This is a genomic window from Hydrogenobacter thermophilus TK-6, assembly GCF_000010785.1.
In the GTDB taxonomy this organism is placed as follows: domain Bacteria; phylum Aquificota; class Aquificia; order Aquificales; family Aquificaceae; genus Hydrogenobacter; species Hydrogenobacter thermophilus.
The window spans coordinates 666,816-689,894 of sequence record NC_013799.1; the positions used below are offsets into that span (position 1 = coordinate 666,816).

Genomic DNA, 23,079 nt, shown 5'->3' on the forward strand with positions numbered 1-23,079 from the left:
TAATAACTTGGCTTAATGGAGTAGAAAAGAGGTGAAGCGCTATGATACAGAGGCAGAGTTATGCGAATGTGGCTGATAACTCGGGTGCCAAGAGGGTTCAGATTATAGGTATACCCTATGCACCCAGGAAATATGCAACACTGGGAGATGTAGTTACTGTCACGGTTAAAGATGCGGCGCCTAACAGCTCCGCCAAGAAGGGAAAAGTGTACAGAGCAGTGGTTGTAAGGACTAAGAAGGAAGTGAGGCGCCCTGATGGAAGCTACATCAAGTTTGACGACAATGCGGTTGTTTTGCTCAATCAGTACGGTGAGCCTCTGGGGACGCGCATACTGGGTCCTATAGCGAGAGAGGTAAGGAACAGAGGTTTTACCAAACTGGCATCTTTGGCTCCGGAGGTGGTCTAATATGGCATCAAAGATAAAGAAAGGTGATACGGTTGTAGTTCTCAGGGGCAGAGAAAGAGGAAAAACCGGAGAGGTGATAAAAGTGCTAAGGGATGAAAACAAGGTTATTGTGAAAGACGTGAATATAGTTAAGAAGCATGTAAAGGGCATACCCAATGTTAGGGAAGGTGGTATATATGAGATGGAGGCACCTCTGCACATAAGCAATGTGATGCTTTTGTGTCCTAAGTGTAACAAGCCTACGCGCGTAGGCTTTAGAATAGAGCGTGATGGTGATACCTTGAAAAAGTACAGGTACTGTAAAAAGTGCCATCAAAATATAGATTTAGTGAGAACCAAAGAGAGGGTAAAGGTATGAGTGTAGAGACTAAGTATGTGCCAAGGCTATACATCAAGTACAGGGATGAGGTAGTGCCTAAGCTTATAAACAGGTTTGGCTACAAGAATCCCATGGAAGTTCCAAAGATAATCAAAATAGTGGTAAACATGGGTGTGGGAGAAGCGGTACAGGACATAAAACACCTGGAGAGGGCTATAGAGGACATAAAGCTCATAACTGGTCAACATCCTACCGTAAGAAGAGCCAAAAAATCCGAAGCTGGTTTTAAGCTTAGAAAGGGGATGCCGGTAGGTCTAAAGGTAACTCTCAGAAAGGAGAGGATGTGGGACTTTTTGGACAAGCTCATATCCATTGCCTTACCAAGGGTAAAGGACTTTAAGGGTCTGAATCCCAGGTCTTTTGATGGAAGAGGTAACTACGCCTTTGGAGTTTCTGAGCAGATAGTGTTTCCCGAAATAGATTACGAAAAGGTGGATGCAATAAGGGGTATGGATATCATCGTACATACATCCGCCAAGACGGACGAAGAAGCTCTTTGGCTCCTGTCCCTGTTGGGGCTACCTATAAGAAGTTCTTAGAGGAGGAAGTTATGGCAAGAAAGGCTAAGGTAGCTAAAGATATTAAGCACTTTCCCAAGTACCAAGTAAGGCAAAAGAACAGGTGCCCGCTCTGCGGAAGACCGAGGGGATTTATAAGATACTTTGGCATGTGCAGGCTTTGCTTTAGGGAGCTGGCACTAAAAGGTGAACTGCCAGGAGTTAGGAAGGCAAGCTGGTAAGGAGGTAATAAAATGGACACTATTGCAGACATGTTTTCAGCCATTAAAAACGCCATAAGCAGGAGGAAAGACTATGTAGATGTGCCTTCCTCAAAAATTAAGGAAGCTATACTTGAGCTCCTAAAGAAGGAAGGCTATATAAGAGACTGGGAAAGGCTTGAAGGTGAAGGCTATAAAAAAGGCACTCAGTACACCCTTAGGATACACCTAAAATACCTTGATTCAAGAAAACAGGAGAGTGCCATAAAGGGGATGGTAAAGGTTTCAAAGCCTGGAAGACGCATCTATGTTCCTAAGCACTCCATGCCATATGTTCAAAAGGGTTTGGGAGTTGCTATACTCTCCACGGATGCGGGTGTATTGACGGACCATCAGGCAAGAAAGATAGGAAAGGGTGGTGAAGTTATAGCTTACATTTGGTGAGGTGAAGCCATGTCAAGGATAGGTAAAAAACCCATTGAGATACCAAAGAATGTAAAAGTAAGCTTGCAGGATGGTGTAATAACCGTTGAAGGACCAAAAGGGAAGCTTTCCATGAAACACCATCCAGACATGAAGGTTTATCTGGAAGAGAGCTTTATAAAGGTGGAGAGGCCTTCAGATGATCCATTTCATAGGGCTATGCACGGAACTACCGCAGCGCTTATAAGGAACATGATAAAAGGCGTCACAGAAGGATACACAGTAGTCCTTGAAGTGTTTGGACTTGGATACAGAGCGGCAGTAAAGGGGACAAACCTTGAACTAAACCTGGGACTATCTCATCCTGTAGTCTTTCCCATACCTCCCGATGTGAAGATAGAGGTAAAGGAGAATAAAATATATGTGAGCGGTATTGATAAGCAAAGGGTAGGTCAGGTGGCGGCGCAGATAAGAGCCTTCAGAGAGCCAGATGCTTACAAAGGCAAGGGTATAAGGTACGAAGGTGAGGTCCTAAAACTAAAGCCGGGTAAGGCGGCAGGAAAGGGTAAGAAGTAAGGAGGTAAACATGGCAAAGCTCAGCAGTCATGCAAGGAGAGAAAGGAGGCACAAAAGAATAAGAAAGAAGGTTTTTGGTACTCCAGAAAGACCAAGGCTCTGTGTTTATAGAAGCCTTCACAGCTTTTATGCGCAGATAGTGGATGATACAAAAGCCCACACCATTGTGTCCGCTTCTACGATAGACCCAGAATTTACAAAGCTCACAGGTAAGAGAGGTGGAAAGTCCATAGAAGATGTAAGAAAGCTGGCTGAGATACTGGTCCAGAAGGCAAAGGAGAAGGGTATAAGCAAAGTGGTTTTTGATAGAGGTGGATTTTTGTATCACGGTAAGATAAAGGCTTTTGCCGACAGGTGTAGAGAATTAGGACTTGAGTTTTAAAGGAGGTTATTTATGGGTGGTGTAGACCTTGGAAGGTTAATTGACGAAAGGAGGAAGATGCAAGGCATAGTAGGTATGGAGGACGATTTGCAGATAGAGGAGAGGCTCATATACGCCAAGAGAACTACGAGGGTAACAAAGGGTGGTAAAAGGTTTTCCTTTGGTGCTTTAGTCATAGTTGGTGACAAGAGAGGTTTTGTAGGTTTCGGTCTGGGTAAAGCAAGAGAGGTGCCCATAGCTATAGCAAAGGCTATAGAGGACGGTAAAAAGCACCTTATTAAAGTGCCCATAATAAACGGTACAGTACCGCACGATGTGATAGGTGAGTATGGACCTACGCAGATAAAGGTAATACCTGCAAGAAGAGGTACAGGTATAGTGGCAGGAGGTGCAGCTAAACCCATCTTTGAGCTTGCCGGTTATACGGATGTGCTCACAAAGCTCCAGGGAAGCACCAATCCCAACAATGTAGTAAGGGCTGTCTTTGATGCGCTTCTGAAGCTCAGATCCTTAGAGGATGTTTCAAGGGAAAGAGGCATAGACCTTGAAGAACTTCAAAGGAGGTATCACATATATGCAAGGTAAAGGCATGATAAAAGTCACTCTCTTAAGAGGGCTTGCAGGCAAACCAGAAGATCACATAAAAGCGGTGAAGAGTTTGGGGCTTAAAAAGGTAGGTCAGTCAAGGATGCTTCCGGACAGTCCGGTAGTATGGGGCAACATAAAAAAAGCCTCTTACCTTATAAGGGTGGAGAGAGTTGAAGGAGGTCAGGCATGAAGCTTCATGAGCTTGCACCCAACGAAGGTGCTACAAAGGAAAAGAAGAGAGTAGGTAGAGGTATAGGTTCTGGACTTGGTAAAACCTGCGGTAAAGGACACAAAGGACAGAAGACAAGGTCCGGAGACAGAAATCTACCTTCTTGGTTTGAAGGCGGTCAGACACCCCTTCACAAAAGAATACCCAAGAGAGGCTTTAGAAGTGTAAACAGGGTAGTTTATTCAGTTGTGAATGTAAAGACCCTTGATAAGTACTTTTCGGAAGGGCAAGAAATAACTCCAGAGTTGCTTTACGAAAAAGGGCTTGTAAAAAAAGGCATGCCTGTTAAGGTCCTCGGTGATGGAGAGCTTAGCAAAAGGCTCTCTGTTAAAGCTCATGCCTTTTCCTCAAGCGCAAAAGAGAAGATAGAAGCAGCGGGCGGGTCCTGCGAGGTTCTAAAGTGGTAGAGTACATAAAACAGCTCTTAGCCCTTGAGGACTTTAGGAAGAGGTTTTTATATACCTTGCTCATGTTTGCCATATACAGGCTGGGAAGTCACATTCCACTGCCTGGCATAGATACGACAGCCTTAGAGGACTTTTTTAAGAGCTTTCAGGGTACCATCTTTTACCTGTATGATATATTCTCCGGCGGAAACTTGGGGCGTATGACCCTATTTGCGCTGGGCGTGATGCCTTACATATCAGCCTCTATTATGATGCAACTTCTTACCGTTGCAGTGCCAGAACTTCAGAGGCTTGCCAAAGAAGAGGGTGATTATGGAAGGTACAAGATAAATCAGTACACCAGATACCTTACGGTTTTTGTTGCCTTCGTGCAATCCCTGGGTGTATCCCTTTGGCTTCAGAATCAGGTGTCCCCACGGGGCTTCCCTATAGTTCCCGACAGTGGAATTGTCTTTACTCTTACTACAGTAATAGCTTTAGTGTCTTCCACCATGTTTCTCGTGTGGGTAGGCGACAGGATAACAGAAAAGGGAATAGGCAATGGTATGTCCCTGCTTATCTTTGCCGGTATAGTAGCTAACTTTCCCAACGCCTCCATAAGAGTTTTAGAAATGCTCAAAAATGGAGACCTTTCTCCCTTTGCCTTTGTAGGTGCCATTATATTCGTTATAGCAGTCATAGTGGGCATAGTATTTATGCAAGAAGCGGAGAGGCGAATACCTGTGCAGTATCCCAGAAGGCAGATAGGAAGACAGGAGGTGGCCGGCGGTTCCACTTATCTCCCCATAAAGATCAATCCGGCAGGTGTTATACCCATAATATTTGCTCAGTCTTTGCTCATCATACCCTCTACGGTGATAGGTTTTATAAACCATCCCATAGCGCGCCTTTTGCACGATGCTTTTAATCCCACAACCCTCTTTTACAACTTCTTGTATGTGCTTCTTATTGTCTTCTTTACATACTTTTACACTGCAGTACTTATAAACCCCGTGGATGTGGCGGATAATCTCAAAAAGGGCGGTGCCTTTGTGCCTGGGGTAAGACCGGGTCAAGACACCCAAAAGCTCTTAGAAACCATAGTAAATAGGCTTGCCTTTATAGGGTCTATATTCCTCAGCGTTGTGGCCATCATACCCATATTTATAAGTTTATGGCTTAAAGTCCCCTTCTACTTTGGTGGCACTACAGCCCTCATAGTGGTAGGTGTAGCTCTTGACACCTTAAACAAGTTAGAAGCTCAGATGATACAGAAAAAGTATGCAGGATACATGAGGAGGAGAGTAAGGTGATACTTGTCTTTCTTGGACCACCCGGTGCTGGAAAAGGCACTCAGGCAAAAATGCTTTCTGAGGAATTAGGTTTTAAGCACATCTCCACAGGAGACATGCTGAGAGAGGCTGTAAAAAATGCTACACCCCTTGGGTTAAAAGCCAAAGAGTACATGGACAGGGGGGATCTGGTTCCAGATGACATAGTTATAGCCATGGTGGAGCAGGTGGTGCTCAAAGAGAAGAAGGTTATACTTGATGGTTTTCCAAGAACCATAGCTCAAGCAACTTCCCTAGATAGCATGCTGAAAAAACACGGTAGGGAGGTTAGTAAAGTTATACTTTTTGAGATTGATGACGAGGTTATAGTGGATAGGCTTACAGGCAGAAGGATATGTCCCAACTGCGGTGCGGTGTATCACTTAAAGTTTAGTCCCCCTAAGGAAGACCAGATATGCGACATATGTGGCACGAAGCTAATTCAGAGGCAGGATGACACGGAGGAGGTTATAAGGCGTAGGCTGGAAGTTTACAGAAGGCAAACAGCTGAACTTATTGACTTTTATAAAAGACAGAATAAATTAATTAGCTTGGACGCTCAAAAGAGCATAGAGGAGCTTTACAAAGACCTTAAGAAGGCAGTAGAGGATGAATATTGAACTTTACTCTTTCAAGGAGATAGAGAAGATAAAAAAGGCTTGCCAGGTGGTGGTAGAGGTACTTGAAGCTATAGCGGAGCATATAAAGCCGGGTATCTCTACCTACGACATAGACATGATAGCAAAGGAGGAGACTAAAAAGAGGGGTGCACGTCCGGCTTTCTTAAATTACAAACCTCCCTTTAGCAAAGTTTCCTATCCAGCCTCCATATGCGTATCGGTAAATTCAGCAATAGTTCATGGGCTTCCTAAGAAAGACCAAATTATTAAAGAAGGAGACTTGGTGAGTTTAGATTTTGGTGCTATAATAGATGGATACGCAGGAGATTCGGCTATAACTGTGCCTGTGGGTAAGATAGGTCAGAAGGAGGAGACGCTTTTGAGGGCAACCAAAGAGGCATTAAAAGAGGCGGTAAAGGTGTGTGTGCCTGGTAATTGGGTGAGTGATATAACGCGTGCCATCCACAATACAGCGGAAAGGTACGGCGTTTTCCCTGTCAGAGGCTTGGGTGGACATGGCATAGGCAAGAGGGTGCATGAGGATCCCTTCATTCCCAACAATCTAAAGGATATGGAAAAGAGGGATGTCAAATTAAGGCAGGGTATGGTGATAGCTATAGAGCCTATGTTTGCAATAGGAACGGAGGAGACAGCTCTTGACGGCGATGGCTGGACGGTTCACACTGCAGACAAAAGCCCTTCCGCCCACTTTGAGTACACGGTGGCAATAACCAAGGATGGACCTGTTGTGCTTACGGAGTTCAGTCATGGGTAAGAAAAAGGACCAAGAGCAGTACAAAGAAAAAGGTATAGTGCTTGAAGGCACGGTGACGGAAGCTCTTCCCAATGCCATGTTTAGAGTAAAATTAGATACAGGTCATGAAGTACTTGCCCATGTCTCCGGAAAGATGCGCGTGCATTTTATAAGGATACTTCCCGGAGACAGGGTAAAAGTGGAGCTATCACCTTATGACCTTACCAGGGGCAGGATAGTTTATAGAGCATGAAAAGGAGGTAAAAGATGAAGGTAAAGCCGTCAGTAAAACCTATGTGTGCCAAGTGCAAGATCATAAGAAGGAAAGGAAGAGTGATGGTAATATGTGAAAACCCAAAGCACAAACAGAGACAGGGTTCTTAAGGAGGTAAGAGATGGCAAGGATAGCAGGTGTTGACCTTCCCGATCACAAAAAGTTGGAGGTAGCACTTACTTACCTTTACGGTATAGGTTGGTCAAGGTCAAGAGAGATATGCCAAAAGACAGGCATACCATGCACCAAAAGGCTCGGTGAGCTTACACCTGATGAGCTAAACACTATAAGGAGATACATAGAGCAGAATTATAAGGTGGAAGGTGACCTCAGAAGGGAAGTGCAGATGAACATAAAGAGGCTCATGGATATGGGCTCTTACAGAGGTATCAGGCATTCCAGAGGTCTTCCTGTGAGAGGACAGCAAACCAGAACCAACTCAAGAACCAGGAAGGGCAAAAGAAAGACAGTAGGTGGTACCAAAAAGAAGATAGCTAAGTAGGAGGTTTCTCATGGCTAAGAAGAAAGGACAGGCTAAAAAGCAAAAGAGGACGGTAACTCAAGGCATAGTCAATATCCTCAGCACCTTCAACAACACCATAATAAACATAACAGACCCTCAGGGAAATACGCTAACCTGGGAGAGCGGAGGAACAGTGGGCTTTAAAGGCACAAGAAAAAGCACACCTTATGCTGCGCAGCTTGCGGCACAAAAAGCTGCCAGAAGAGCTATTCAGGAGTATGGACTTCAGGAAGTGGAAGTGAGAATAAAGGGTGCAGGAGCAGGTAGAGAATCCGCTTTGAGAGCCATATACGCATCTGGATTAAAGATAAAGCTCATAAGGGATGTTACTCCAATACCTCACAATGGGTGCAGACCACCTTCAAAGAGGAGGGTATAAGATGAGCAGATACATAGGTCCCTGGTCCAAAGTAGACAGAAGGTTTGGAGCTGTCCTATCCAATAGAAAAAGCGCAGGAAAGGTGCTATCAAGAAGAAACTTTCCACCTGGACAGCATGGGAGAGTCAAGGGAAGAAAGAGGAAGCTAACTGAGTTTGGCTTGCGTCTAATGGAAAAGCAAAAGCTGAAGTTTCTATACGGCGGTTTGAGGGAAAAACAGTTTAGAAGATACTTTGAGGAAGCGTCAAAGGCAAAGGGTAATACTGGGCAGGTACTTTTGCAGCTTCTTGAAAGAAGGCTGGATAATGTAGTTTACAGGCTTGGCATGGCTGTCACCAGAAGGCAGGCAAGGCAAATGATAGCTCACGGCCACATACTGGTAAACGGCAAAAAAGTGGACATACCCTCCTATCGCGTGCAGGTGGGCGACATAATAGAGTTAAAACCTGCCTCAAGAGATGTGCCGCAGTTTATAGAAAACATACAGAGCATAGACCCCAGGAGCATACCACCTTGGCTAGAGCTGGATAAAGAAAACTTCCGAGGTAAGGTGATAGACCTTCCCAAAGAAGTAGAGCTGGAAGTTCCTGTAAATGTGCAGTACGTTATTGAGTTCTATTCAAGAGTTTAAGGAGGTTTTGGTATGCAGAGAGAGTTTCTCTTTCCTTCTAAAGTTTATTGGGAGGAGAGAGGTAAAACTTATGGGAGATTTGTAGTAGAACCCTTAGAGAGAGGGTTTGGTATCACGCTTGGAAACTCTTTAAGGAGAACGCTTCTTTCTTCCATCCAAGGCACAGCTATCACCGCAGTGAAGATATACGGTATATATCACGAGTTTTCTCCCATAGAAGGTGTCCAAGAGGATGTACTTGAAGTCATAGCCAATCTAAAGAAGATAAGGTTTAACCTTAAAAGCTCTGATGTGGAGACCCTTTACCTGAAAAAGAAAGGTGAAGGTACGGTGACTGCAAAAGACATAACATGCCCACCCAATGTGGACATAATAAACCCTGACCAAAAAATAGCTACTATTACGGACCCCAATAAGGAATTAAACATGGAGATAAGGATAGAGAGGGGATTTGGATACATGACCACCGAAGAGATGGAAGTCATCGGTGAGGTGGGTTGGATACTGGTGGATGCGGACTTTTCCCCAGTGCGTCAGGTGAGCTTTAGGGTGGAAAAGACCAGAGTGGAAAAGAGGAGCGATTACGACAGGCTCATTATGGAAATATACACCAACGGCACAAAGACGCCCGAAGAGGTGGTAAAAGAAGCTATATCTATACTTGTTAAGTACTTCTCAAGCTTAGAACACATATCTTACGAACTACCTGTGGTGGAAGAGCCTGTGATAGTGGACGAGTTTGCGGAAAAGCTCAGCCTCCCTGTAGAGGAGCTTGATGTATCCCAAAGAGCATTAAACTCTATAAAGAGAATGGGTATAAACACTATAGGAGATTTGGTAAGGCTTTCCGAAGAGGACCTGAAAGGCACAAAGAATGTGGGAAGGAAAGCCATAAACGAGATAAAGGAAGCTCTCAAACAGATGGGTCTTTATCTTGGTATGGATATAGAAAGCAGGAGGTAAGCAATGAGACACAGGGTAAAAAAGAAACACTTTGATAGGACAAAGGAGCAGCGAATGGCACTATACAGATCACTTTTGCTGGCTCTCATAAGAGAAGAGAGGATAGAAACATCTCTTCAAAGAGCAAAGGCAGTAAGATCCATGGCGGAGAGGCTCATAACTTTGGCTAAGAAGGGCGATCTGGCTTCAAGAAGGAGAGCTCTGGCTATACTTCCCAATAGGTCAGCCATAAAAAAGCTCTTTGAGGATATAGCGCCAAGGTACGAAGGAAGAAATGGGGGATACACCAGAATCCTAAAACTACCCAGCAGGCGCATAGGTGATGGTTGTGAGCTTGCCATACTTGAGCTGGTAGAGTGATAAAGGGCATCCTTTCACTGATCCTTAACCTGCTTATCCTGCTGATAATATTTCACGCCGTTGCATCTTGGTTTCCTTCCTTGAGAGGTAGCAAGCTATACCAGCGGGTTGATGGTATAGTTTCTCCCATGCTGGAACCCATAAGGTCTGTGGTAAAGCCCATCAACGGTTTGGATTTTTCGCCTATGATACTTCTGTTTTTACTATACCTTATAAAGCACCTTTTTAGGCTTTGATGCCTCGCCAGAGGCTGGATAAAAAGCTCGTTGAATTAGGATTTGCCCCTACGCGTGAAAAAGCACAAGCTCTAATAATGGCTGGTATGGTGACAGTTGATGGCCTTCTGGTAGACAAACCTGGCTTTTTAGTGAAGGAAGGTCAGAAAATAGATGTGAAAGAACCCGTAAGGTATGTCTCAAGAGGAGGCTACAAGCTGGAGCATGCTCTTGAAGGCTTTGGTATAGATGTGAGGGGTTTTGTAGCTCTTGATGTGGGCTCATCAACGGGTGGCTTTACGGATTGTTTGTTGCAAAGAGGTGTCATCAAGGTTTACGCCGTGGATGTAGGCAGAGCCCAGATGGATATAAAACTTCGCCAAGATCCCAGAGTGATCCTTTACGAAGAGACGGATGCAAGAAGTCTTACCGAGAGCCATGTGCCCGAAAAGGCGGACATAATAACGGTGGATGTGTCCTTTATATCCGTAACAAAAGTTTTGCCCCATGTGGTAAAATTCCTCAAGGAAGGAGGTATATTGCTGGTACTTGTGAAACCGCAGTTTGAACTAACACCGGATAAGGTTAAGAAGGGTATAGTTAGAAGCTCTGAGGACAAATTTCAGGCGGTGCTAAAGGTTTGCCAAAAGCTAAAGGACTTAGGTTTTCAAATTGGTGGAGTTCTTAAGGCAAAGCCCAGAGGGTCTAAGGGAAACGAAGAGTTTTTCCTTTTGGCTGGTAAAAAGCTAACTCCGGTGGAAAACATAGAAAAAGCGGTGAAAGATGCCATTAAAGAGCCTCTTTGAAGAAAACAAGCTGATAGGTAAGAGGGGGGTTTATCCCCTAACTGCGGAGAACTTGCTTCGCACAGGGCTTGCCCTCTGTACTCTTTTGAAGATAGAAAAGCAAAGAGAAAAACCTGCCATGTGCATCAGTGAACTTAACTTTTTAAGTATGGCACTGAGCGTAGGCTTTATGGTTGGTGGTGGGGAAGTTTATGCTTTTGAAAAAGAGGCGGATGTGTGTGTAAGGTATGAGAAAGTGGGAAATATTGATGTGCTTGTGTTTAGTGGACTTGAACCCTTAGACTTTAAAAAGCTTGAATCCATACTCTTTAGCAGGTATAATATGCCAAGAAAGGAAGGAGAGGAGATAGGAAACATATGGATAGGAAGGGAGAAGCTCTAAAGCTCTCAAGGGATATGCAGAAAAAGATCTTAGACTTTGGCACAGAAATTGATGAGTACTACAGGAAGTTTAGGGAGCTTAGAGTCCTCACCGACGACCTTTCCTTTCAGGGCGCACTTATAAATGTGGAACACGCCTTCTTTATGGTGGTCCAATCCTTAAACATACTCAAAGAACAGCTAAAACTTCTTGAGGTAGCATCCAAGAAGGGGGAGATATACTGATGGGTATAAAGTTCCTTATGCTGGACGAAGAGAGGAAGTACTTTTCTTTAGTAAGTGATATCTTTGATGTGACAGGGCACAAACTGCTTGTGGCACTAGATGAGCAGAAGGCTAAGGAGCTTCTAAACGCAACCTCCTTTGATGTGTTTCTTGCAGATATTAAGCATTTTAATTTTTGGGTAAGCATCATTAAGGAAGGAAAATACGCGCTTCCCATCTTTTTTTTAGAAGATTATGAAGATGCTCAAAAACTAAAAGCCTTGGGCTTTACTGACCTGAATTTTGTGCCTTTACCCTTTAATCCCCTTGACCTGCTCACAAAGGCTGTGTGGTTAAACAAGGAAGAATACGACCCCAATATGCTTTCCTCCATTGGTCCTGTAAATCTGCTTGTACAGCTTCTCAGGCGGAGTGCATCCTCCATAATCACCCTAAATAGTGGCACTAAAAAGTGTGGCATTTTTATGAAGGAAGGTCGTGTATTGGGAAGCACCTGCCAGATGGAAACCCTTAAGGAAGTTCTTGCTTATCAAGAGGTAAAGATAGAGCTATTTCCTTATACGGGTGAGGATTACCTTGAGGAGAGCTTTACAGGAAACGAGGAGTTCTTCTCAGGGATTTTCTCTGCTTTCTCTCCCTCTTTGCAAGAGAGAGAGGAGTTTGTGGCTATTCCAAAGGTTGCTAATCTGGCTGAGCCTATAGAGCTTTACAGAGGACTCTTTTGGGTGGGTGTGTGCGACAGCAAATCTCTTACTCACTTAAATTGCTACCTGCGCATTTACGAAAAAGGCGATGTAAAGATTCCAATTTTGATAAATGCCGGCACTTCCAGAGATTATGCCCAGATAAGGATAAAGATAGAGCAAATCCTGAGTACTGTGGAGATAATCAAAGCATTATTTTTACTCGGTTCTGGACCTTATGAACACGCCAATGTTCTTAGCATGCTTCAAAATAATCCTAAGCTTCAGGTTATAACCTCCTTAAGCGTTGCTAAGGAGCTAAACCAATTGGGTGTTCCCATGTCCCGCATAAGATTGGTAGAAAGCTTACAGGATATGAAACTTAAGCTATCCACGGGTGATACTCTCCGCATCATACCAACACCTTTTGCACCAGAAAGGGGAAGCTTTATGGTCTACGAAGAGGAAAGTGGCTTTTTGTTCACATCTCAGCTTTTTAGCTCACTGTGTACGCCTGATGAGTTTTCTCTCTTTGAGGACCCAAAGGTGGAGGATGTGATGCTTTATGCATCTCTTCGTATGCCTTGTTCAAGAGTAGTTTACAAAGCCCTTGATACTCTAAAAGACCTTCGCATAAGTAAGGTTTTCCCAATTTATGGAAATCCTATAAATCAAGAAGCCTTAGGTGAGATAATAAAATCCCTGCGCACCGCCGATATGGGTATAGACCTACCTTCTACAGCCGATGAAAGTTTCTACCTGCAAGCTATAAACAGGGTTATTGCAAAGCTCAAAGAAAACATGGAGGAAGATGAATTCTCAAGTTTAAAAGCGGAGCTTGAAAAGTATGTTTACCTTGAGAATGATGCAGTAAAGGAAGCTTTTGTATCCTACAGTGCCCTTCCTGAGATTTTGGTGGTAAGTATGCAGTATGCAGGTATAAACCCTCGCTTTATAAAGCAAGCATTAAAGGAGCTTTTCTACCAAGGTGTTGTAAGCTTTACCATATTATAGGTTTACCTATGCGGTCTAATCGTGGGTGTAAAACTGCTAAAAAGAGTTGTCTAAAACCTGTGAAAATGTTCACATCCGTGCTCTCAAGGGGTGGTATATCTCCCGAAAAGTAAATCACAAAGGCTTTCCCTTCTATATTTTCCCTTGGCACAAAACCCCAGTACCTGCTGTCCTCGCTGTTATCGCGATTGTCCCCCATCACAAAGTAGCTGTTGGGTGGCACTACTGTAGCCGGCACATCCCTTCTTGGGATTATAGGATTCTCATAAAGGGCTATTTTATGCTTTACTCCGTTGGGCAATGTCTCCTCGTAGATGAGCTTTCTGTTGCCAGCCTCGTACTCCTCACCTATTAGCTTTATAGGGAGAGGTTTACCGTTTACATAAACCTGATAGTCTTTTACCTGCACCACATCACCAGGCACACCTATTATCCTCTTTATAAAGTCTATTCTGGGGTCTACAGGCCACTTAAACACTATTATGTCACCCCTCTGAGGCTCAGAAAACCTGTAAACAAGCTTGTTTACAAGAATAAAGTCTCCCACCAGCAGGGTGGGTTTCATGGAGCCCGAAGGTATGTTGTAAGCCTGAACTACAAAAGCCCTCAAAAGAAGCACTATTACTACAACCGCTATAAGCTCTGTAAGCCAGCTCTTTCCCCTTTTTTCCATTCTTTCCATTTTACCACATCTCTCTGTCTGAGCTGTCCGCAGGCTCCAAATATGTTTATGCCCTTACTAAGCCTTACAAAGGTGGAGATACCAGTCTGCCACAGCACCTTTTGGAACTCATAAACCTCCTCTATGGAGGGTCTCTCGTAAGGAAGCTCCGGGTCTGGATTGTAGGGAATCAGGTTTACCTTAAACTTGTTTTTATACTTTCCTATTAACTGAGCCAGAGAAAGGGCATCTTCTTTTTTGTCGTTTAAACCTTTTATGAGCACATACTCAAGCATGATCCTTCTGCCCTTTGGATACGGATACTCTTTCAAAACCTGCATAAGCTCAGAAAGGTTGTTAGTTTTTGATATGGGCATGATAAGCTCCCTGAGCTTTTGCGATGGAGCGTTCAAAGAGACCGCCAGATTTACTTCCCGCATGATGGGATCCTCTGACATTCTCTTTATCTGAGCTATCAGACCGCTGGTGGAGACGCTTATCCTTCTCTTTGAGAGGTCTATACCCCATGGGCTTACCATCACCTCAACAGCCTTTCTGACATTTTCATAGTTGGCAAGAGGCTCTCCCATACCCATGAACACCACATTTCTTATCCTTTGGGGAAGGATTTTTTTCTGGATTTGAAGCAGCTGGTCTATTATCTCGTCGGTACGAAGATTTCTTGTAAGACCGTCTATGGCTGTGGCACAGAATTTACAACCCACAGCGCAACCTATCTGAGAAGATACACACAGCGTCAGGTGATCCCTTTCCCTTATCAGGACGCTTTCTATAGTGTGCCCGTCCAGAGTTTTAAAAAGGTACTTTACAGAATCCTCTGCATGTACCTCATCCGTCAGTTCTAGCGTATGCACACGGTAGTTCTCTTTAAGGAGCTTCCTGTCCTCCTTTGAGATATCGGTCATAGCATCAAAGTCCGTTTGGAACTTTTTATATACCCATCCCAGCACCTGCACAGCCCTATATTTTGGCATACCCATTTTTGAAAGACTCTCTTTTAGCTCTTCAAGGTTATACCTTAAAATGCACTCCATCTGGTTATAATATAATAAAAGGAGGTAAGATATGGCAGTTGTGGTGAGAATACCTACACCCTTAAGGAGAGTGGCTAACGGACAGGGAGAGGTGCAGGTGGAAGCCAAGACGGTAAGAGATGCCATAGAGAAGCTGGAGGAGATGTTTCCTGGCTTTAAGGAAAGGCTTGTTGACGAGAATGGTGAACTAAGGAGATTTGTAAACCTTTATCTCAATGACGAGGACATAAGATTTCTAAAAGGGATAGACAGCGAGCTCAAGGATGGAGATGTCCTATCTATAGTCCCTGCTATAGCAGGCGGCTTATCTGATATATAGTCTTTCAATGTTCAGAAGTATCTGGTCAAAGAGGGATCTTGCTGTTTCCTCGTCTTTTAAAGGTATAGTGATCCTCTCTATTCCCCCCGTGTAGATGACTACCGTCTTTCCTTTTAGTTCCAGAGTCCTTATATGGGAGTAAGGTACTGCGTAAGTGCTGTCCTTTACCCTATAAAGAAGGTATCTGTCTTCCAAAAGAACTCCTTCGTCAATGAGTATGTCTTTGGTTTTTACATCCTCTTGGGACATGAGAAGATCCTGCGAGAACTCAAGAGCTTCGTCTTCCGACATTATGCCTTTTCTGACCAAAAAGAGCAGTATACTCTCGTCCTTATTCTTTTCCCTGAGGAAAGTCTCCACATCCTCCTTCCTTATCTTGTTCCTCCTTATAAGTTCTTTTATTATATCTGCGTCCTTCATACCATTTCCTTAGTAAATAACGCATAAACACCGTAAGCGTATCTGCCAAGGTCCACTATCCTCCCCACCTTTACCCCTGCTTCTTCTAATATAAGCCCCACCTCCCACTCGGAGTAAACCTCTTGAGCGGGAGGTCCTTTGTCCCTCTCTTCCTTTTTCCAATCTATTATAGCAAGGTAGGTATATCTTTTTGAAACTCTTCTGAGTTCTTTCAAAAACTCTACGGGATTGCTAAGCTCGTGAAACACAAAAGCCATAAAGATAAAGTCAATACTATCATCAGCAAGTGGAATGCTATTCTCCTCCGACTTTAGCACATAAACATTTTTGAGTCCCATACTTTCTACTTTACGCTTTGCATATTCAACTGCGGATGGTTCTACATCAACTGCGTAAACTTTCCCCTCCTCTCCTACGGCCTCTGAAAGATAAGGAAGATAAAAGCCTGCACCAGTGCCAACATCCAGCACGCTCATACCCCTTTTTAGCCCAAACTCCTTGAGAACTCTCTTAGGGTCAAAAAGTTCAAGCCTTGAAGGGTCGTCCAGCTTTTCCAACTTGGAAGGGTCAAACTTGTGAGCCATAGCTTTCCCACCTCATAATAGATTTAAAAGCTCTCTGAGTTTTTTAATCTCATCCCTAAGTTTAGCAGCCTTTTCAAACTCCCACTTTTTGGCGCACTCCAGCATTTCCCTTTCCAACTTCTCAATTCGGCGGATGATATCCTCCTCGCTTTTTATCCCCTTGGGAATCTCGGAAGGTACCTTAACATAATCCAGCTCCTCAATAGAGAGGAGGTCTTTGACAGGTTTGACTATGCTTCTGGGGGTTATTCCGTGAAGATGGTTGTGTTTTCTTTGCTTTTCTCTTCTTCTTCTGGTTTCCTCTATGGCTCTCTTCATAGATTCTGTCATCCTGTCTGCGTAAAGAATAGCCTTTCCGTTTATGTTCCTTGCAGCTCTGCCTATGATTTGTATGAGGGATGTGTAGCTTCTCAGAAAGCCTTCCTTGTCTGCATCCAGTATGGCAACCAGAGAAACCTCTGGAAGGTCAAGCCCCTCCCTGAGCAGGTTTACACCTACTATAACATCTATGCTTCCTTCTCTGAGGTCTTTTATGATCCTCGCCCTCTCTATGGCATCCAAGTCCGAGTGCATGTATTTGGCAGAGACTCCTCTCTCCGTAAGGTAGTCTGCCACTTCTTCCGCGAGTCTTTTGGTGGTGGTAAGCACAATTGCTCTCTCGTTTCTTTTCTTTCTTATTTGAATTTCCCTGAGCAGGTCCTCCAGCTGTCCTCTCGTAGGTCTTACTTCCACCTCCGGGTCTAAAAGACCAGTAGGCCTGACTATCTGCTCCACTATGATGCCTCTGCTCCTCTGAATTTCCCAATCGCCGGGCGTTGCGGATACATAGATAACTTGGTTTATCCTCTCTAAAAATTCCTCAAACTTTAGAGGTCTGTTGTCCAAAGCTGATGGCAATCTCCAGCCATACTCCACCAGCTTTTCCTTTCTTGACCTGTCTCCGTTATACATAGCTCTTATTTGTGGCACTGTCACATGCGACTCGTCTATTATCAGCAAAAAGTCCTTGGGGAAGTAATCAAGAAGCGTAAAGGGTGGCTCTCCGGGCTTTCTACCATCAAAGTACCTTGAGTAGTTCTCTATCCCCTTGCAGTGCCCTATCTCCCTTATCATCTCTAAATCATACATGGTTCTCTGGTAAAGCCTTCTGGCTTCAAGCTCCTTTCCCTGATTTTTGAACCACTTGACCCTCTCTATAAGGTCCCTCTCTATCTGCAAAAGAGCATCCTCTACTGTGCTTCTTGGTGCTATGTAGTGGGATGATGGGAAGATGGTAAATTCCTCAAGCTCTCCAATGGTGTGCCTGTTTAGTGCATCTATAAGGGTGATCCTTTCTATCTCATCATCCCAAAACTCTATCCTGACTATCCTATCCTCCGCATCCGAGGGGATGACCTCTAATGCGTTTGCCCTGACGCTAAAGGTGGCTCTTTTGTATGTGTAGTCATTTCTCTGATAGCCAAGCTCTACAAGTTTTCTGAGCAGTTTGCTGGTGCTTATCCTCTCGCCTACTCTCAGCTTTATCCTCATGGAGTAGTAATGATGAGGAGACCCAAGTCCGTATATACAGGAGACCGATGCCACAACTATAACATCCCTCCTTTCCAGCACGGATATGGTGGCAGAATGTCTGTAGCGCTCCAACACTTGATTGATGGAGGCATCCTTTTCTATGTACAGGTCTTTCTCAGGTATGTAAGCCTCGGGCTGGTAGTAGTCGTAATAAGAGATAAAGTACTCCACGGCGTTGTTGGGAAAAAGCTCTTTGAACTCTCTGTATAGCTGTGCTGCCAGCACTTTGTTGTGAGCTATGACAAGAGTTGGCTTATTGTACTGAGCTATAAGATTTGCAAGAGTAAAGGTTTTTCCCGTGCCTGTAGCTCCCAAAAGCACCTGCTCTTTTACTCCTCTTTCCAGGTTATTCAAAAGCTCCTCTATGGCTTTGGGCTGATCGCCTGCTGGCTTTAAGCTTGTTTGCAAAACAAACCCTTCCTGAACTTTCATATCTTTTAAATATAGTATGCTGGCACTAAAACTTGACAGCTATCTTTTAAAAGCAGGCATTGAGCTAAGTCATAGGAGCAAAGAGAACATACTTAGGGAGTTAACAGCTTGGTTAAATCCATCCGCTCTGGGCTCAGGTTTGGTCATCACGCAAGACGGCAGTTATACACTTGTAAGCTCTGCCTACGGAGAGCCATATCACAGCATAAGCGCAGGTGCCATAAGAGAGTGCCTTTTAAAGTTCGTGGAACCATCTACGGTACTTGAAAGGTCCAAAGTAAAAAGCGAGGTAAAGCTGTTGGACATTGGCTTTGGCTTGGGCTATAACCTGGCGGTGGCAATAAAACACCTGAGAGATATAAACCCAAAGGTGCGTATAGAAATACGGTCTTTTGAAAAAGAGCTTTTGCAGGACATACCCCTTTTGCCAGAACCTTACAGACAGTACCACAAACTCCTTCTTGATGGGCTTCCTGAGTTGGAAAAAGATGGAATAAGCTTTAAACTTCTCATCGGGGATGCAAGGCAGAAGATAAAGGAAGTTGAGGGTTTTGGTGCAGATGCTGTATTTCACGATGGTTTTTCACCTTACAGAAATCCGGAACTCTGGAGCTATGATTTTTTAAAAGAGATAAAACAAGCCATGGCGGAGGATGGCTTCTGGGTATCTTACACCTCATCACTGCCTGTGCGAAAAGCTCTAAGGATGCTAAGCTTTGGCATAGCAAACTCCAGGAGTGTAGGCAGAAAGAGGTCTGGCACCGTAGCATCCCTTTCATTAAAAGAGAGTCTGGGACCTGGCGAGATAGAAAAACTTAACTCTTCACCTTACGCCATACCCCTCAGAGATGAAAACCTTAAGATGGAGCCTCTTGAAATACTCATAGATTACAGAGTGAGGGTTGAACTTTTAAAAGTGGCCCAGGGCGGAATCGAACCGCCGACACCCCGGTTTTCAGCCGGGTGCTCTACCAACTGAGCTACCGGGCCTGACAAAAATATTATATCAAATAAAATGCCCAAAGCATGCACACAAAACAACCCCTGCCACTGAGCTGAAAAAAACAGGATTGAGAAGCTGGTAAAGTATGTATAATAAAGTTATATGCAGAAGGAAGAACTTGTGGTAGAGGTTATACGCAGGCTTGAGAAGGTTTATCCCAATAAGTTGGAGCTAAACTTTAAAAACCCTTTTGAGCTTCTCATTGCGGTTATACTTGCAGCTCAAACAACGGATGCTAAAGTAAATCATGTTACGGAAAGGCTTTTTAAAAAGTACAAGACGCCTGAGGATTACCTTAGGGTGCCACTTGAGGAGCTACAAGAAGATATAAGCTCAATAAATTATTACAGAAATAAGGCAAAGTATATAAAAGGTGCTTGTAAGATGATAATTGAAGATTACGGTGGGGAAGTTCCCAAAAGCATAGAGGAGCTTACAAGACTTCCGGGTGTGGGAAGAAAGACTGCCAACATGATCCTTTATAACGCCTTTGGCATAAACGAAGGCATAGCGGTTGATACGCACACGGCAAGAGTGAGCAAAAGGCTGGGACTTACTGAGGAAGAAAAGCCAGATAAGATAGAGCAAGAACTTATGCAGATAACTCCCAAAGAAGAGTGGGGAAAACTCTCCAACCTCCTTATACTGCACGGCAGGTACATATGCACTGCCAAAAATCCCAAGCACAAAGAGTGCGTACTTTATGACCTTTGCCCTTCAAGAGAATCTTGAGGCTAAAAAAGAGATACGGACAACATATACTACTATCTAAGGGTGTTATAAAAGCTATAGTAGAGCGCCTTAGCATACAAGAAGGTGATATACTGCTGGAGATAGGTCCAGGGACTGGAAATCTCACCCGTGAGCTTTTAAATACTCCCCTTAAAAAGCTCTACCTCATAGAAATAGACTCTCAGATGGTGCATGAGCTAAAAAAGATAGAGGATGATAGAGTGGAGATATTCCTTGCGGATGCCACTCAATTTGATATTTGCTCCTTAGGTGGAGAGCTCAAGCTCGTCGGAAACCTTCCTTACAATGTGGCTAGTCTTATAGTTGAGAATACCGTCATACACAGAAAGTGCATCCCCTTTGCTCTCTTTATGCTACAGAAGGAAGTGGCGCAGAAGCTATTAAAAGGTCCTTCGTGGCTCTCCACCTTCGTAAGAACTTTTTATGACCTTAATTACGTAATGAGTGTGCCTGCAAGGTTCTTTTTCCCAAAGCCAAAAGTCCAGTCCGCACTGTTGGAATTTGTAAGGAAGCCAGACGGGGAGATGATAGAGGATGAAAAAGACTACAAAAGATTTCTCACAAAATTATACTCTATGAGAAGGAAGGCTATAAAGAGCAAGATAGAGGAGGACATATTAAAAATGGCGAATATTGACCCCCTCAAGAGGGTGGAAGAGCTTTCAGTTGCTCATGTCCTTTTGTTGTATAATCTATCAAAAACTCATGAGGTGGATAAGAAATGATGGATGTGTTCTTTATTGAGCGCGATCCGTATGCTCCTCTTAGGCACTGCTACCCAGTTTCTAAAATTCTTTACGAGGGCAAAAGTGAGTATCAGGAGATAATGGTCATTGAGTCGCCACACTTTGGTAGGGTTCTTATCCTTGATGGTGTGGCTCAGTGTGATGAGAAGTTTGAGTTTATATATCACGAGTTTATATCCCACATTCCTCTGTATGCTCATCCGAATCCAGAAAATGTCCTCATAATAGGAGGAGGAGACGGAGGAGCTCTAAGGGAGGTGCTAAAGCACAAGGAGGTAAAAAGGGCAGTGTTGGTAGATATAGATAAACAGGTGATAGAAGTCTCTAAAAGCTTCTTCCCTACCATGTCGGTAGCCTTTGAGGACCCAAGAGCTATAGTTGTTAACGAAGATGGCTACAAGTATGTGCAGGACTATGAGCAGGAGTTTGATGTGATAATAGTTGATTCCACCGACCCTGTTGGATTTGCTCATGTGCTGACCACAGAGGAGTTTTTCAGATATGTGTTTAGAGCGCTCAAAGAGGATGGCGTGTATGTTGGGCAGACAGAGTCCATACATTACCACCCAGACATAGTAAGAAGAGTGCAAAAATCTCTGAAGAAGGTCTTTCCCATAGTGGACCTTTATACGGCTGTGATACCGGGATATGCAGGCTACTGGTGGTCCTTTTCCATAGCATCAAAGAAGCACCCTGTTAGAAATCCTTCAAGGGAGGTGAGCGTTCAGACAAAGCTCTATAGTGCTGACATGCACCGGCATGCCTTCCTTCCCGAAAGTTTTTATCAAAAGCTCATATCTGGTGAGTATCAGGTATGAAGTTTTATATCACCACTCCCATATACTATGTTAACGATGTGCCTCATATAGGGCATGCCTACACTACTGTGGCGGCGGATGTTCTGGCAAGGTTTTACAGACAAAGAGGCTACAGTGTTTTCTTTCTTACGGGTACAGATGAGCATGGACTAAAGATACAAAAATCCGCTCAGGAGAGAGGTATATCACCCAAGGAATTGGCGGACCAAAACGCGGAAAACTTCAAAAAGCTTTGGAAGTTTATGAACATAAGCTACGATAGGTTTATAAGGACTACAGATGAAGAGCATATAAAGTTTGTGCAGGAAGTTTTTGTAAAGAGTTATGAGAACGGAGACATATACAAAGGTGAGTACGAAGGCTGGTACTGTGTGGGATGTGAAGAGTTTAAGCCCGAAAGCGAACTTTTGGAAGGAAACATCTGTCCGGTGCACTTAAAACCCTGTGAGTATGTAAAAGAACCATCTTACTTCTTCAGACTTTCCAAGTATGAGGAAGAGCTTATCAGACTTTACGAATGGCATAAAGATTTTATAATGCCTGAATACAGAAGGAATGAGGTTATAAGCTTTGTAAAGCAGGGGCTTAAGGATCTTTCCATCACAAGACCCAGCGTCAGAGTAAAGTGGGGTATAGAAGTTCCCTTTGACAGAGAGCAGACCATATATGTGTGGTTTGATGCTCTCTTTAACTACATATCTGCCCTTTATGACAGGCCACATTACTGGCCTGCGGACCTGCACCTGGTAGGCAAAGACATTTTAAGGTTTCATGCAGTATACTGGCCAGCTTTTTTAATGTCCGTAGGCTATCAGGTGCCCAAAAGCATCTTTGCTCATGGTTGGTGGAAGGTGGAGGGTAAAAAAATGTCCAAATCCTTAGGAAATGTCATAGACCCTTATAAGATGGTGCAAGATTATGGACTTGATGAGGTAAGGTACTTTCTCCTGAGGGAGGTACCCTTTGGTCAGGATGGGGACATAACGCAGGAAGGCCTAAAAAACAGGCTTGTGGGAGAGCTTTCCAACCAAATAGGTAATCTCTTTAGCAGAGTAAGCTCTATGGTCATAAGGTATACGGAAGGGAAAGCATCTGGCGAAAAGGACAGGTCCTACGAGGCTTTCTGCGGGGAGGTGATAAAGGACCACCATCACAGAATGGAAAAGGTGGACTTTTACAACGCTCTTGAGGCAGTGCTTAAGCTCTCCAACTTTTTGAACAAGTATGTGGATGAAAAGGCACCTTGGAGCTTAGCCAAGTCTGACGAGAAAAAGCTAAAAGATGTCCTTTATACGCTTACCGATGGTCTCTTTGTCTTAGCTTACCTTCTTTATCCCTTTATGCCAAGTAAAATGGAGCTTGTATTTGAAAGCTTTGGCATAGAAACCTTGCCAGAAAAGATAGTACCTTACAGCTTTGGCTCTTACTCAGTCAGAGAAAAACTTCTCCTCTTCCCAAGAAGGATATAA

At 43.9% G+C, this 23,079-nt stretch carries 36 protein-coding genes, 1 tRNA gene and 1 pseudogene; 31 read left to right on the forward strand and 7 right to left on the reverse strand.

Translation table 11 applies throughout. The features are described 5' to 3' along the window. Nucleotides 1-41 precede the first annotated feature (41 nt). The 25 genes from rplN to HTH_RS03690 are packed head-to-tail and all read left to right on the forward strand — an operon-like array spanning nt 42 to nt 13,247. A complete protein-coding gene (gene rplN, locus HTH_RS03570) occupies nt 42-407 on the forward strand; it encodes a 50S ribosomal protein L14 (RefSeq protein WP_012963354.1) in 366 nt (121 codons plus the stop codon). 1 nt (nt 408) lies between these two features. Continuing rightward, on the forward strand, nt 409-765 hold the full coding sequence (rplX, locus tag HTH_RS03575; protein ID WP_012963355.1) for a 50S ribosomal protein L24: 357 nt from the start codon (nt 409-411) through the stop codon (nt 763-765). Continuing rightward, nucleotides 762-1,325, forward strand: coding sequence for a 50S ribosomal protein L5 (gene rplE / locus HTH_RS03580; RefSeq protein WP_012963356.1), 564 nt, complete (start codon nt 762-764; stop codon nt 1,323-1,325). The genes rplX and rplE overlap by 4 nt, the downstream gene beginning before the upstream one ends. Nucleotides 1,326-1,336: 11 nt before the next feature. Continuing rightward, on the forward strand, nt 1,337-1,525 hold the full coding sequence (locus HTH_RS03585; RefSeq protein WP_012963357.1) for a type Z 30S ribosomal protein S14: 189 nt from the start codon (nt 1,337-1,339) through the stop codon (nt 1,523-1,525). A gap of 12 nt (nt 1,526-1,537) precedes the next feature. Beyond that, the gene (rpsH, locus tag HTH_RS03590) at nt 1,538-1,948 is read left to right on the forward strand and encodes a 30S ribosomal protein S8 (RefSeq protein ID WP_012963358.1); all 411 of its coding nucleotides are present in this window, start codon (nt 1,538-1,540) and stop codon (nt 1,946-1,948) included. A gap of 9 nt (nt 1,949-1,957) precedes the next feature. Further along, on the forward strand, nt 1,958-2,503 hold the full coding sequence (gene rplF / locus HTH_RS03595; RefSeq protein ID WP_012963359.1) for a 50S ribosomal protein L6: 546 nt from the start codon (nt 1,958-1,960) through the stop codon (nt 2,501-2,503). 10 nt (nt 2,504-2,513) lie between these two features. Further along, nucleotides 2,514-2,885, forward strand: a complete 372-nt coding sequence (gene rplR / locus HTH_RS03600; RefSeq protein ID WP_012963360.1) for a 50S ribosomal protein L18 — start codon at nt 2,514-2,516, stop codon at nt 2,883-2,885. Between the two features lie 12 nt (nt 2,886-2,897). After that, nucleotides 2,898-3,470: a 30S ribosomal protein S5 gene (rpsE, locus tag HTH_RS03605; RefSeq protein ID WP_012963361.1), complete on the forward strand. Its 573-nt coding sequence runs from the start codon at nt 2,898-2,900 to the stop codon at nt 3,468-3,470. After that, nucleotides 3,460-3,663 carry a 50S ribosomal protein L30 gene (rpmD, locus tag HTH_RS03610; RefSeq protein WP_014462583.1) on the forward strand — a complete coding sequence of 68 codons (204 nt, stop codon included), beginning with the start codon at nt 3,460-3,462 and terminating at the stop codon, nt 3,661-3,663. Before rpsE ends, rpmD begins: the two co-directional genes overlap by 11 nt. Continuing rightward, nucleotides 3,660-4,109: a 50S ribosomal protein L15 gene (rplO, locus tag HTH_RS03615; RefSeq protein ID WP_012963363.1), complete on the forward strand. Its 450-nt coding sequence runs from the start codon at nt 3,660-3,662 to the stop codon at nt 4,107-4,109. The genes rpmD and rplO overlap by 4 nt, the downstream gene beginning before the upstream one ends. After that, nucleotides 4,103-5,401, forward strand: coding sequence for a preprotein translocase subunit SecY (secY, locus tag HTH_RS03620; RefSeq protein ID WP_012963364.1), 1,299 nt, complete (start codon nt 4,103-4,105; stop codon nt 5,399-5,401). Before rplO ends, secY begins: the two co-directional genes overlap by 7 nt. Beyond that, complete coding sequence (locus HTH_RS03625; RefSeq protein ID WP_012963365.1) at nt 5,398-6,039, forward strand: adenylate kinase; 642 nt, start codon at nt 5,398-5,400, stop codon at nt 6,037-6,039. The genes secY and HTH_RS03625 overlap by 4 nt, the downstream gene beginning before the upstream one ends. Next, nucleotides 6,029-6,814 (forward strand): type I methionyl aminopeptidase, encoded by a 786-nt coding sequence (gene map, locus HTH_RS03630; protein ID WP_012963366.1) that lies wholly within the window; start codon nt 6,029-6,031, stop codon nt 6,812-6,814. The genes HTH_RS03625 and map overlap by 11 nt, the downstream gene beginning before the upstream one ends. Further along, nucleotides 6,807-7,046, forward strand: coding sequence for a translation initiation factor IF-1 (infA, locus tag HTH_RS03635; protein WP_012963367.1), 240 nt, complete (start codon nt 6,807-6,809; stop codon nt 7,044-7,046). Before map ends, infA begins: the two co-directional genes overlap by 8 nt. A 14-nt stretch (nt 7,047-7,060) precedes the next feature. Beyond that, nucleotides 7,061-7,177 carry a 50S ribosomal protein L36 gene (gene rpmJ / locus HTH_RS03640; protein ID WP_012963368.1) on the forward strand — a complete coding sequence of 39 codons (117 nt, stop codon included), beginning with the start codon at nt 7,061-7,063 and terminating at the stop codon, nt 7,175-7,177. Nucleotides 7,178-7,188: 11 nt separating this feature from the next. Next, nucleotides 7,189-7,569, forward strand: coding sequence for a 30S ribosomal protein S13 (gene rpsM / locus HTH_RS03645; RefSeq protein ID WP_012963369.1), 381 nt, complete (start codon nt 7,189-7,191; stop codon nt 7,567-7,569). 10 nt (nt 7,570-7,579) lie between these two features. Beyond that, nucleotides 7,580-7,969, forward strand: a complete 390-nt coding sequence (gene rpsK / locus HTH_RS03650; protein ID WP_012963370.1) for a 30S ribosomal protein S11 — start codon at nt 7,580-7,582, stop codon at nt 7,967-7,969. Nucleotide 7,970: 1 nt separating this feature from the next. Beyond that, on the forward strand, nt 7,971-8,600 hold the full coding sequence (gene rpsD, locus HTH_RS03655) for a 30S ribosomal protein S4 (protein WP_012963371.1): 630 nt from the start codon (nt 7,971-7,973) through the stop codon (nt 8,598-8,600). Between the two features lie 12 nt (nt 8,601-8,612). Further along, nucleotides 8,613-9,563: a DNA-directed RNA polymerase subunit alpha gene (locus HTH_RS03660; RefSeq protein WP_012963372.1), complete on the forward strand. Its 951-nt coding sequence runs from the start codon at nt 8,613-8,615 to the stop codon at nt 9,561-9,563. A 3-nt stretch (nt 9,564-9,566) separates the two neighbouring features. Further along, nucleotides 9,567-9,923 (forward strand): 50S ribosomal protein L17, encoded by a 357-nt coding sequence (gene rplQ / locus HTH_RS03665; RefSeq protein ID WP_012963373.1) that lies wholly within the window; start codon nt 9,567-9,569, stop codon nt 9,921-9,923. Further along, nucleotides 9,920-10,159, forward strand: a complete 240-nt coding sequence (locus tag HTH_RS03670; protein WP_012963374.1) for a YggT family protein — start codon at nt 9,920-9,922, stop codon at nt 10,157-10,159. The genes rplQ and HTH_RS03670 overlap by 4 nt, the downstream gene beginning before the upstream one ends. Beyond that, nucleotides 10,159-10,944 (forward strand): TlyA family RNA methyltransferase, encoded by a 786-nt coding sequence (locus HTH_RS03675; protein ID WP_012963375.1) that lies wholly within the window; start codon nt 10,159-10,161, stop codon nt 10,942-10,944. Before HTH_RS03670 ends, HTH_RS03675 begins: the two co-directional genes overlap by 1 nt. Beyond that, the gene (locus HTH_RS03680) at nt 10,922-11,326 is read left to right on the forward strand and encodes a hypothetical protein (protein ID WP_012963376.1); all 405 of its coding nucleotides are present in this window, start codon (nt 10,922-10,924) and stop codon (nt 11,324-11,326) included. Before HTH_RS03675 ends, HTH_RS03680 begins: the two co-directional genes overlap by 23 nt. Further along, nucleotides 11,302-11,550: a hypothetical protein gene (locus HTH_RS03685; RefSeq protein ID WP_012963377.1), complete on the forward strand. Its 249-nt coding sequence runs from the start codon at nt 11,302-11,304 to the stop codon at nt 11,548-11,550. The genes HTH_RS03680 and HTH_RS03685 overlap by 25 nt, the downstream gene beginning before the upstream one ends. Next, complete coding sequence (locus HTH_RS03690) at nt 11,550-13,247, forward strand: hypothetical protein (RefSeq protein WP_012963378.1); 1,698 nt, start codon at nt 11,550-11,552, stop codon at nt 13,245-13,247. The genes HTH_RS03685 and HTH_RS03690 overlap by 1 nt, the downstream gene beginning before the upstream one ends. Here HTH_RS03690 and lepB read toward each other — a convergent pair. Next, the gene (gene lepB / locus HTH_RS03695) at nt 13,234-13,920 is read right to left on the reverse strand and encodes a signal peptidase I (RefSeq protein ID WP_012963379.1); all 687 of its coding nucleotides are present in this window, start codon (nt 13,918-13,920) and stop codon (nt 13,234-13,236) included. The two genes, HTH_RS03690 and lepB, sit on opposite strands and share 14 nt — an antisense overlap. After that, a complete protein-coding gene (rlmN, locus tag HTH_RS03700) occupies nt 13,881-14,963 on the reverse strand; it encodes a 23S rRNA (adenine(2503)-C(2))-methyltransferase RlmN (protein ID WP_012963380.1) in 1,083 nt (360 codons plus the stop codon). Before rlmN ends, lepB begins: the two co-directional genes overlap by 40 nt. A gap of 31 nt (nt 14,964-14,994) precedes the next feature. On the opposite strand from rlmN, the gene HTH_RS03705 reads away from it, so the two are divergent. Further along, nucleotides 14,995-15,282: a ubiquitin-like small modifier protein 1 gene (locus tag HTH_RS03705; protein ID WP_012963381.1), complete on the forward strand. Its 288-nt coding sequence runs from the start codon at nt 14,995-14,997 to the stop codon at nt 15,280-15,282. Here HTH_RS03705 and HTH_RS03710 read toward each other — a convergent pair. From HTH_RS03710 to HTH_RS10060, 4 genes are all read right to left on the reverse strand, one after another. After that, the gene (locus tag HTH_RS03710) at nt 15,268-15,702 is read right to left on the reverse strand and encodes a hypothetical protein (protein ID WP_012963382.1); all 435 of its coding nucleotides are present in this window, start codon (nt 15,700-15,702) and stop codon (nt 15,268-15,270) included. The genes HTH_RS03705 and HTH_RS03710 overlap by 15 nt on opposite strands. Beyond that, nucleotides 15,699-16,286: a class I SAM-dependent methyltransferase gene (locus HTH_RS03715; RefSeq protein ID WP_012963383.1), complete on the reverse strand. Its 588-nt coding sequence runs from the start codon at nt 16,284-16,286 to the stop codon at nt 15,699-15,701. The genes HTH_RS03710 and HTH_RS03715 overlap by 4 nt, the downstream gene beginning before the upstream one ends. Before the next feature lie 12 nt (nt 16,287-16,298). Next, entirely contained in the window at nt 16,299-18,290 is a 1,992-nt protein-coding gene (uvrB, locus tag HTH_RS03720; protein ID WP_012963384.1) for an excinuclease ABC subunit UvrB, read from the reverse strand. Nucleotides 18,291-18,525: 235 nt separating this feature from the next. Then, nucleotides 18,526-18,864, reverse strand: coding sequence for a hypothetical protein (locus tag HTH_RS10060; RefSeq protein ID WP_041309801.1), 339 nt, complete (start codon nt 18,862-18,864; stop codon nt 18,526-18,528). On the opposite strand from HTH_RS10060, the pseudogene HTH_RS10065 reads away from it, so the two are divergent. Beyond that, nucleotides 18,769-19,005 (forward strand): annotated as a pseudogene (locus HTH_RS10065) (MnmC family methyltransferase); the annotation flags it as partial. The gene HTH_RS10060 and the pseudogene HTH_RS10065 sit on opposite strands and share 96 nt — an antisense overlap. Nucleotides 19,006-19,207: 202 nt before the next feature. Here the strand turns inward: HTH_RS10065 and HTH_RS03730 are convergent. Continuing rightward, nucleotides 19,208-19,280 (reverse strand) — tRNA-Phe (locus tag HTH_RS03730). Between the two features lie 115 nt (nt 19,281-19,395). Between HTH_RS03730 and nth the strand changes: the two genes are divergently transcribed. Genes nth through metG form a run of 4 tightly spaced genes read left to right on the forward strand, consistent with a single transcriptional unit; the run spans nt 19,396 to nt 23,079 of the window. Continuing rightward, nucleotides 19,396-20,025, forward strand: coding sequence for an endonuclease III (gene nth, locus HTH_RS03735; protein WP_012963385.1), 630 nt, complete (start codon nt 19,396-19,398; stop codon nt 20,023-20,025). Then, nucleotides 20,022-20,771, forward strand: a complete 750-nt coding sequence (gene rsmA, locus HTH_RS03740) for a 16S rRNA (adenine(1518)-N(6)/adenine(1519)-N(6))-dimethyltransferase RsmA (RefSeq protein WP_012963386.1) — start codon at nt 20,022-20,024, stop codon at nt 20,769-20,771. Before nth ends, rsmA begins: the two co-directional genes overlap by 4 nt. Then, the gene (gene speE / locus HTH_RS03745; RefSeq protein WP_012963387.1) at nt 20,768-21,610 is read left to right on the forward strand and encodes a polyamine aminopropyltransferase; all 843 of its coding nucleotides are present in this window, start codon (nt 20,768-20,770) and stop codon (nt 21,608-21,610) included. Before rsmA ends, speE begins: the two co-directional genes overlap by 4 nt. Further along, on the forward strand, nt 21,607-23,079 hold the full coding sequence (gene metG, locus HTH_RS03750; protein WP_012963388.1) for a methionine--tRNA ligase: 1,473 nt from the start codon (nt 21,607-21,609) through the stop codon (nt 23,077-23,079). The genes speE and metG overlap by 4 nt, the downstream gene beginning before the upstream one ends.

Coding starts and splice junctions, on each gene's coding strand:
- HTH_RS03705 (WP_012963381.1), top strand. CDS start 14,995: ATGGCAGTTGTGGTGAGAATACCTACACCCTTAAGGAGAGTGGCTAAC.
- rpsM (WP_012963369.1), top strand. CDS start 7,189: ATGGCAAGGATAGCAGGTGTTGACCTTCCCGATCACAAAAAGTTGGAG.
- rplQ (WP_012963373.1), top strand. CDS start 9,567: ATGAGACACAGGGTAAAAAAGAAACACTTTGATAGGACAAAGGAGCAG.
- nth (WP_012963385.1), top strand. CDS start 19,396: ATGCAGAAGGAAGAACTTGTGGTAGAGGTTATACGCAGGCTTGAGAAG.
- rplO (WP_012963363.1), top strand. CDS start 3,660: ATGAAGCTTCATGAGCTTGCACCCAACGAAGGTGCTACAAAGGAAAAG.
- uvrB (WP_012963384.1), bottom strand. CDS start 18,290: ATGAAAGTTCAGGAAGGGTTTGTTTTGCAAACAAGCTTAAAGCCAGCA.
- HTH_RS03680 (WP_012963376.1), top strand. CDS start 10,922: ATGCCATTAAAGAGCCTCTTTGAAGAAAACAAGCTGATAGGTAAGAGG.
- HTH_RS03685 (WP_012963377.1), top strand. CDS start 11,302: ATGGATAGGAAGGGAGAAGCTCTAAAGCTCTCAAGGGATATGCAGAAA.
- rpsD (WP_012963371.1), top strand. CDS start 7,971: ATGAGCAGATACATAGGTCCCTGGTCCAAAGTAGACAGAAGGTTTGGA.
- HTH_RS03675 (WP_012963375.1), top strand. CDS start 10,159: ATGCCTCGCCAGAGGCTGGATAAAAAGCTCGTTGAATTAGGATTTGCC.
- metG (WP_012963388.1), top strand. CDS start 21,607: ATGAAGTTTTATATCACCACTCCCATATACTATGTTAACGATGTGCCT.
- rplE (WP_012963356.1), top strand. CDS start 762: ATGAGTGTAGAGACTAAGTATGTGCCAAGGCTATACATCAAGTACAGG.
- speE (WP_012963387.1), top strand. CDS start 20,768: ATGATGGATGTGTTCTTTATTGAGCGCGATCCGTATGCTCCTCTTAGG.
- map (WP_012963366.1), top strand. CDS start 6,029: ATGAATATTGAACTTTACTCTTTCAAGGAGATAGAGAAGATAAAAAAG.
- HTH_RS03710 (WP_012963382.1), bottom strand. CDS start 15,702: ATGAAGGACGCAGATATAATAAAAGAACTTATAAGGAGGAACAAGATA.
- rpsE (WP_012963361.1), top strand. CDS start 2,898: ATGGGTGGTGTAGACCTTGGAAGGTTAATTGACGAAAGGAGGAAGATG.
- rpsK (WP_012963370.1), top strand. CDS start 7,580: ATGGCTAAGAAGAAAGGACAGGCTAAAAAGCAAAAGAGGACGGTAACT.
- HTH_RS03715 (WP_012963383.1), bottom strand. CDS start 16,286: ATGGCTCACAAGTTTGACCCTTCCAAGTTGGAAAAGCTGGACGACCCT.
- HTH_RS03690 (WP_012963378.1), top strand. CDS start 11,550: ATGGGTATAAAGTTCCTTATGCTGGACGAAGAGAGGAAGTACTTTTCT.
- rplR (WP_012963360.1), top strand. CDS start 2,514: ATGGCAAAGCTCAGCAGTCATGCAAGGAGAGAAAGGAGGCACAAAAGA.
- rplF (WP_012963359.1), top strand. CDS start 1,958: ATGTCAAGGATAGGTAAAAAACCCATTGAGATACCAAAGAATGTAAAA.
- rplN (WP_012963354.1), top strand. CDS start 42: ATGATACAGAGGCAGAGTTATGCGAATGTGGCTGATAACTCGGGTGCC.
- rpmJ (WP_012963368.1), top strand. CDS start 7,061: ATGAAGGTAAAGCCGTCAGTAAAACCTATGTGTGCCAAGTGCAAGATC.
- HTH_RS03660 (WP_012963372.1), top strand. CDS start 8,613: ATGCAGAGAGAGTTTCTCTTTCCTTCTAAAGTTTATTGGGAGGAGAGA.
- rplX (WP_012963355.1), top strand. CDS start 409: ATGGCATCAAAGATAAAGAAAGGTGATACGGTTGTAGTTCTCAGGGGC.
- HTH_RS03585 (WP_012963357.1), top strand. CDS start 1,337: ATGGCAAGAAAGGCTAAGGTAGCTAAAGATATTAAGCACTTTCCCAAG.
- rpsH (WP_012963358.1), top strand. CDS start 1,538: ATGGACACTATTGCAGACATGTTTTCAGCCATTAAAAACGCCATAAGC.
- rlmN (WP_012963380.1), bottom strand. CDS start 14,963: ATGGAGTGCATTTTAAGGTATAACCTTGAAGAGCTAAAAGAGAGTCTT.
- infA (WP_012963367.1), top strand. CDS start 6,807: ATGGGTAAGAAAAAGGACCAAGAGCAGTACAAAGAAAAAGGTATAGTG.
- lepB (WP_012963379.1), bottom strand. CDS start 13,920: ATGGAAAAAAGGGGAAAGAGCTGGCTTACAGAGCTTATAGCGGTTGTA.
- rpmD (WP_014462583.1), top strand. CDS start 3,460: ATGCAAGGTAAAGGCATGATAAAAGTCACTCTCTTAAGAGGGCTTGCA.